Origin of the sequence: Actinomycetospora chibensis (assembly GCF_028737215.1) — a bacterium.
In the GTDB taxonomy this organism is placed as follows: Bacteria; Actinomycetota; Actinomycetes; order Mycobacteriales; family Pseudonocardiaceae; genus Actinomycetospora; species Actinomycetospora chibensis.
Genome location: NZ_JAQZAM010000029.1, coordinates 45,667 through 52,755, shown reverse-complemented (window position 1 = coordinate 52,755; position 7,089 = coordinate 45,667). Strand labels below are relative to the sequence as shown.

The 7,089-nt window shown below is 69.0% G+C and carries 5 protein-coding genes; 4 read left to right on the top strand and 1 reads right to left on the bottom strand.

Annotated elements, in window-relative coordinates; translation table 11 throughout:
- The first annotated feature begins 100 nt into the window (after positions 1 to 100).
- From PH189_RS28120 to PH189_RS28105, 4 genes are read left to right on the top strand one after another with little or no spacing between them, the layout of a single operon-like run.
- Positions 101 to 1,471, top strand: coding sequence for an FtsK/SpoIIIE domain-containing protein (locus PH189_RS28120; RefSeq protein ID WP_274192166.1), 1,371 nt, complete (start codon positions 101 to 103; stop codon positions 1,469 to 1,471).
- Positions 1,471 to 3,147: a replication initiator gene (locus PH189_RS28115; protein WP_274192165.1), complete on the top strand. Its 1,677-nt coding sequence runs from the start codon at positions 1,471 to 1,473 to the stop codon at positions 3,145 to 3,147. The genes PH189_RS28120 and PH189_RS28115 overlap by 1 nt, the downstream gene beginning before the upstream one ends.
- A complete protein-coding gene (locus PH189_RS28110; RefSeq protein WP_274192164.1) occupies positions 3,144 to 3,332 on the top strand; it encodes a helix-turn-helix domain-containing protein in 189 nt (62 codons plus the stop codon). Before PH189_RS28115 ends, PH189_RS28110 begins: the two co-directional genes overlap by 4 nt.
- A gap of 39 nt (positions 3,333 to 3,371) precedes the next feature.
- Positions 3,372 to 4,535 carry a tyrosine-type recombinase/integrase gene (locus PH189_RS28105; protein WP_274192163.1) on the top strand — a complete coding sequence of 388 codons (1,164 nt, stop codon included), beginning with the start codon at positions 3,372 to 3,374 and terminating at the stop codon, positions 4,533 to 4,535.
- A 1,332-nt stretch (positions 4,536 to 5,867) separates the two neighbouring features.
- Here PH189_RS28105 and PH189_RS28100 read toward each other — a convergent pair.
- A complete protein-coding gene (locus PH189_RS28100; RefSeq protein WP_274192162.1) occupies positions 5,868 to 7,079 on the bottom strand; it encodes an acyl-CoA dehydrogenase family protein in 1,212 nt (403 codons plus the stop codon).
- Between the last annotated feature and the right edge of the window lie 10 nt (positions 7,080 to 7,089).

The following is a 7,089-nucleotide window of genomic DNA, read 5'->3' as shown; positions in this document are numbered from 1 at the left end:
ACGCACACCAAGATCTTGTCAGAGTCGTGCCCGATGATTCGTCAGACACGCCCTAATCGCAGCCGGCCGAGTCGTCGTCGTCGCCGTCTGGGGCACGATCATGGCCGGCGGGCTGCTGCTCTACGTCCCCGTCCTCCTGGCGGCCACCACGCTCGTCGCGCTGGTCTGGATCACGCAGAGCCGTGGCGGCGGCCTCGCGCTCGTCGCCCTCGTCACGGTCGCGTTCGTCGTGTGGGCGCGTGCGCACCCGGACTCCTGGGAGCGGTGGGTCTCCTCCCGCTGTCACCGCTTCGCCCGGCGCATCCGCTACCGGTGGAACTGGGCCGACCTCATGGCCGCCGCCGAGGTCCAGTCCCGCGACGCCCACCACATCGTCCGCGTCCCCCGCCTGCTCTATTGCCGCCTCGGGCGCTACGCCGACCTGCTCACCGTGCAGCTCTGCCCCGGCATCACCCCCGAAGACCTCGAAGCAGCCACCGAGGCCATCCGGTCGGAGTTCCGCGCCCTGGAGGTCCGGGTCCTCCCTCACGAGCGGCACCGCGGGTGGGTGTGGTTGCGGGTCATCTGCTCGGACACCCTGCTCGACCCCACCGCTCCACCCATGGGGCCCGACGCCGACCGACCCCCCGACCTCACCAAGCTGCACCTCGGCCGCCGCGAGGACGGCGAACCGTGGCTGCTGCGCCTGCTCGGCCGCCACCTCCTGGTGGCCGGCGCGACCGGAGCCGGCAAGTCCTCAGTGGTCGCCTCCTTGCTGGTGCAGCTTGCCCCCGCGATCCACGCCGGCACCGTGCGGCTGATCGGGATCGACCCCAAGGGCGGGATGGAGTTCGGGCTCTACCGCGATCTGTTCCACCTCCTCGCGTGCGAGACCGAGGAGGACATGGTCCGCGCCCTGGAAGCCGCTGCCGAGCTCGTCGCCGACCGTGCCCGGTCCATGGCCGGCGTGACCCGCCAGCACCAACCGACGGTCGAGGAGCCGTTCTACGTGGTGCTGGTCGACGAGATCGCCTCGCTGACCGCCTACATCGGCGACCGCGGGCTCAAGGAGCGCGCGAAGCAGGCCCTCGGGCGGCTGCTGACCAAGGGTCGCGCCCCCGGTGTGTCGGTCGTCGGGTGCGTCCAGGACCCGCGAAAGGACGTCCTGGAGGTCCGCAACCTGTTCACCACCCGTATCGGGCTGCGCCTGGCGGAGAAGACCGAGGTCCCGATGGTCCTCGGTGAGGGCGCTCGCGAGCGCGGGGCGCTGTGTGACCGCATCCCGATGGGCACGCCGGGTGTCGGCTATCTCGTCGAGGACGGCTCCACCGTGGTCACCAAGGTCCGCGCCGCCTACGTCGACGACGAACAGCTGCGCTGGCTCGCCGCCACCTACCCGTCGCCGACTCGGGAGGTGCTGCCCGAGGTCGTCGATCTTCCGGACAAGCCCCGTCAGTCCCGCAAGGCCAAGAGCGAGCGGGCGGCTTCCTGATGGCCGTCCACGAGGAGGACGAGCGGGAGGCTGGGCCGGTGGCGGTCGGGAAGCTCACCGGCCCGGTCATGCGGGACGTCGCTAAGACCTCGGCCGAGCAGGTCGGGGCATGTATCCGGCCCGTGGCGATGCGGCGGATCGACCGGGAGACCGGCGCCACGACCGTGGTCCCGATCCCGTGCGGCGCCACCCGCGCCTCGGTGTGCGGGCCGTGCGCGGAGCGGGCTCGCCGGCTGCGGATGTGGCAGGCCCAGCAGGGATGGCACCTCAACACCGAACCCGAGACACCCACCGAGGAGCCGACGGTTCGGCAGAGGGCGCTGTTGGGGCAGCGGGCCGACCTCGAGCACGACCACGCCGCCGCCCTCGAGGACGGCGAGATGGCCCGTGTCCTGGACATTGAGGCGGCCATCGAGCAGACCGACGCCATGCTCCGCGCCGAAGGCGTCCGTGGTGGCGACACCCGGAGCCGGGGCGAGGACAAGCCGAAGCGGCGTGCTCGCTCGACGAAACGGCGCCAGGACGTCCCTGACCTGCCCCGGCTCCCGGTGCGGGCCACCACCACGGGCCGGGTGTTCGAGGCCCCCAATGGGCGGACCTACCGGCCGTCCACGTTCGTCACCCTGACGCTGCCCTCGTACGGGCCGGTGCGCGCGCAGGACGGCGCACCGAAGGACCCGACCCGCTACGACTACCAACGGGCCGCACGCGACGCGATCCACCTCGGGGAGCTGTTCGACCGCTTCGTGCAGAACTTGCGCCGCGCGGTCGGGTGGAACGTGCAGTACTTCGCCGCCGTCGAACCCCAACGCCGCGGCGCGCCCCACCTGCACGCCGCCATCCGCGGCACCATCCCCCGACGCCTGATCAAGCAGGTCGTGGCGGCGACCTATCACCAGGTGTGGTGGCCGGCCCACGACGAACCGGTCTACACCAAGGACCACGCGCCGGTGTGGGACGAGACGCGCGACCCGGCCTGCTACGTCGACCCTGACACCGGCGCCCCGTTGCCGTCGTGGGAGCAGGCCCTCGACGCCCTCGACGACGACCCCGATGCCAGCCCGGCGCACGTCATCGAGTTCGGCACCCAGCTCGACATCCAAGGCGTCCTGTCCGGCACCGACAAGTCCGACAAGGCGATCCGGTATCTGACCAAGTACCTGACCAAGAGCATCGGCGAGACCGCCGAGCCCGAAACTCCCGCGGCCGCCGCGCACATGGACCGCCTGGTCGAGGCGCTGCGGTGGGAGCCGTGCTCGGAGTCCTGTCCGAACTGGCTCCTGTATGGCGTCACCCCGGAGAACCCGAAGCCCGGGATGGTGCCCGGACAGTGCCGCGCGAAGGCGCACAAGCGCGAGCACCTCGGCTACGGCGGCCGGCGCTGCCTGGTCTCCCGCAAGTGGTCCGGAAAGACCCTCACCGAACACCGCGGCGAACGACGTGACCACGTCCTCAAGGTCCTCGGCGCTGTCGGCGCCAGCGCCGAGCACGTCACTAAGGACGGCGACGCAGAGCGCTACGACTGGCAGCTCATCGGCCCCCGCGACCCCGACCAACCCGACCGCCTCCAGCTCCTCCTCCGGTCGATCGCCCAACGGCGGCGCTGGCGCGAGCAGTACGACCAGGCCAAGACCGACATCGGCTCGGCAACTCGTGATCAAGGAGAAGCGGCGTGACGGCCAACGTGACGGAGGGGCTCTGGACGGTCGACGACGTCTCGGCATATCTGGGCATCCCCGTGAAGACGCTCTACCAGTGGAAGTGGCGCGGCGAGGGTCCGCCAGTGCGGAAGATCGGTCGCCACCTTCGATACGTGCCCGACCAGGTCCGGGCCTGGGCCACCCAGCCGGAAGCGGCGTGATCGCCCATGGGCCACGTACAAGATCGATGGTTTCGCACCGTGCGGGACGAGCTCACCGGCGAGACCCGGAGGAAACGCACTGACCTGCACGGCACGGGGCTCCGCTACAAGGTGCGCTACGTGGACCCCGAGGGCCGGGAGCGATCCAAGTCGTTCCCCGACCGACGCAAGAAGGCTGCGGAGGACTTTCTCGGGGAGATGGAGTCCGGTGTCCGCTCAGGGACCTACCTCGACCCCGACGCCGGCAGGGTGCCATTTCGCGAGTACGCAGAGAGCTGGGTCAAGGGACAGTCCAGCGACGCATCCTCACGGCAGTCGATCGAGAGCCGGCTCCGCAGCCAGCTCTACCCCTTCTTCGACCGGCGCCCGATCGACGCCATCGGGCCGGCTCGCGTGCGCGACTGGCTCGCGTGGCTGGAGGAACGCCGGCTCGACGGGACGTATCGGGCGGTCCTCTTCGACACCCTCTCTTCCATCATGAACGCCGCCGTCGAGGACAAGCTCATTCGTGACAATCCCTGTCAGGCACGCAGCATCAAGAAGCCCCGCCGCTCAACCCACCGTGTCGTGCCGTGGCCCCTGGAACGAGTCCGCGCCGTGCAGGAAGGGCTCACCCAGCGGTGGCGTCTCGCCGCCGACGTCGGTGCCGGACTCGGTCTGCGCCAGGGCGAGGTGCTCGGCCTCTCGGCCAGTGACCTCGACCCAGCCGAGGCCGTCGTCCATGTCGTTCGGCAACTGCGGATCATCCGCGGTCAGCTCGTCTTCGCCCCGCCCAAGGGCGGCAAGTCGCGCTTGGTTCCGCTGCCCGACGAGGTCCGCGTTGCCGTCGCCGCGCATCGCCGGTCGTTCCCGCCGGTGCCGGTCCGGCTGCCGTGGCTGGAGCCCGGGAGGCGCACCGTCGAGGTCGAGCTGCTGCTGTCGAACGAGCGGGGCGAACCGCACTCTGGCGATCACTTCAACAAGGTGATGTGGCGTGGGGCGTTCCGGGCCGTCGGGCTCGCCTACGCACCACGTACCGACGGCATGCACGCTCTCCGGCACTTCTACGCCTCGACGCTCCTGGCCGGCGGCGTCTCCATTAAGGAAGTCGCCGAGTACCTCGGCCACTCGGACCCCGGCTTCACGCTTCGGACCTACACCCACCTCGTGCCGTCGAGCCACGCCCGCGCCCGCCAGGCTGTGGATAAGAGACTCCGTTCGTGAAGGCAAGCCCCTAGGTGAAGCTAAGGAGTCGCGGTGGTTCGTGCTACCACCAAGGGAACAAAGGTGGGCGGTCCTCGTCCAATCTCGTAATCACATCAGGCGTGATGCCGCATTGTTGAGCCGCGGCGTCACCCGATAACGGTGTTGGTTGGCCTCCTTCCCGGGCAGCGAAGAGCGGCGCACTTCCCGGATTCGCGGAGAGGTATCGTTCAAATCGGTCGAGAACCTGCAAGCAATCAACGGTTGAAGGACCGTTCGCTGGCGTAGGTTCTACCGGCGACGGATCGATGAGCGCAGCACCTAAGGAAGCGAGACCAGTAACGCACGTCCCGACGAGCGCGATCAGTGCCGCACTGATCGCCGGGTCTCGCCGTCCCGGGGTCACAAGGAGCTCCGGGGCCGCCGGAACGTCCGTGCGGCAGTTGGACTTAGAGGCCTAGTGGGACGAGGCGGCAAGTCGACTTCATCTTCGCCAGATTCCGGGCTGCCGCCGCCTCGGAGTCGCTCTACAACTTCTTCAATAGCGGCATCGAGCGCGTCGGCTTCTGCCAAGTCTTTCGACTCCAGAAGTGCGTCACGGCGACCGATCGCCTCGGCGAGGAGATAGCGGTGCACATGAGGACGTGTGAGCATCAGCAACCGTAGACGCTGGGCACGAGCTAGGTACGAACGGCGTCGTATGCATACGACTACTGACAGCACGGCCGATCCAAGCGTGAAGGCGCTGAATGCCCACGTAAAGATGATGACAGTGAGCGGGAGCCCTACTGCCAACTTCGCGCTAGAGATTACGAACGCCACATTGGCGCCAGCCAGCGAAACCAGGAAGGAGACAAGGCCCAGAATGATGAACAACTTTGCAGCTGTCCGAGTGGCTGGTCGCCACGGAACCAGCGCATCAGCCAGGCGGTACAGCTCAGTTACTGCATCGCGGCCCGGGGAACCAGAAGGCGCAGAAAAAGCATCTCCTTCCGTCATCAGTTCGCCCCCCTCCCTCTTGAGCTGCATCCTAGCGGCCGGCCTCGGACTCCAACATGCGCAATGCGCGCAGGTTGGAGTCGTTCTTCCAACAAGCAGAAATTCGCCCAGGACGGCACCCCACCGACTACCCGCTGGCGTCGCCACCCGGCCGACGGGCGAGTCCAGATGGTCGATCGTCAACGCCCAGTTCGCCGTCGGACGGCCTGGTCACGGCCTGATCATGAACGCGACGTCCCTGCAGACGTGCGACCCCTGCCATTTGCGCGTCCACCCGAGAAGGCCCCGCAGGGGCAAAGTCGCCGCTCACGGGTATCGGGCCCTGATGACCAGCGCCGATCCCGCGAGGGAGCCTCAGGCGATGTGCCGGCCGCTGATGGCGCGGGCGATGACGAGCTGCTGGATCTGCTCGGTGCCCTCGAAGATGTCGTAGATCTTCGAGTCGCGGTGCATCCGCTCGACGGGGTGCTCGCGGGAGTAGCCGGCGCCGCCGAGGATCTGGATCGCGCGCTCGGTGGCCCAGACGGCGACGCGGCCGGCCTTGAGCTTCGACATCGACCCCTCGCCGGCCTCGAAGGCCACGCCGTTGCGGCCCATCCACGCCGCGCGCCACACCAGCATGCGGGCCGCGTCGATCTCGGTCTTCATGTCCGCGAGCGTGAAGGCGATCGACTGGTTGTCGATGATCGGGCGGCCGAACGTCTCGCGGGTCTTCGCGTACTCGAGGGCGTACTCGTAGGCGGCCCGGGCGATCCCGATCGCCTGCGAGCCGACCGTCGGGCGTGAGAGCTCGAAGGTCTGCATCGCCGACGAGCCCTTGGACTTCACGCCCTCGCGGGCGCGCGCCAGGCGCTCGTCGAGCTTCTCCTTGCCCCCGAGCAGGCAGGACCCGGGGACCTTGACGTCGTCGAGGAAGACGTCGGCGGTGTGCGACGCGCGCAGGCCCATCTTCTTGATCTTGCGGGTGGACTCGAGGCCGGGGGTGTTCGGCGGGACCACGAACGCCGCCTGGCCGCGCGAGCCCAGTGACGGGTCGACGACGGCCTGCACGACGTGGATGTTGGCGATGCCGCCGTTGGTCGCCCACGCTTTGGCGCCGGTGAGCGTCCACTCGTCCTTGGCCTCGTCGTAGACCGCGCGGGTGCGCATCGCCGAGACGTCCGAGCCGGACTCGGGCTCCGAGGAGCAGAACGCCGCGACCTTGACGTCGCCGGCGTCCCCGTAGCACTGCGGGATGTACTCGACCATCTGCTCCGGCGTGCCCGACGAGAAGATGCCCGCGACGGCGAGGGTGGTGCCGAAGATGGCCATCCCGATGCCGCCGTCGCCCCAGAACAGCTCCTCGTTGACGAGCGGCAGGCTCAGGCCCGTCTCGTCACCCCAGAAGCTGGCCAGGGTCTCGAAGTTGTAGAGCTCGATCTTCGCGGCCTCCTGCAGGACGGGCCACGGGGTCTCCTCGCGCTCGTCCCACTCGGCGGCGGCCGGGCGGATGACCTCGGCGGCGAACCCGTGGGCCCAGTCGCGGAGGTCGGTGTGCTCCTCGGACAACTCCATGGAGAAGGTCATCGCGGGACTC

Bases quoted from the DNA above. Each gene is read 5' to 3' on its own strand.
- PH189_RS28120 (WP_274192166.1), top strand. From the start codon at position 101: ATGGCCGGCGGGCTGCTGCTCTACGTCCCCGTCCTCCTGGCGGCCACC.
- PH189_RS28115 (WP_274192165.1), top strand. From the start codon at position 1,471: ATGGCCGTCCACGAGGAGGACGAGCGGGAGGCTGGGCCGGTGGCGGTC.
- PH189_RS28100 (WP_274192162.1), bottom strand. From the start codon at position 7,079: ATGACCTTCTCCATGGAGTTGTCCGAGGAGCACACCGACCTCCGCGAC.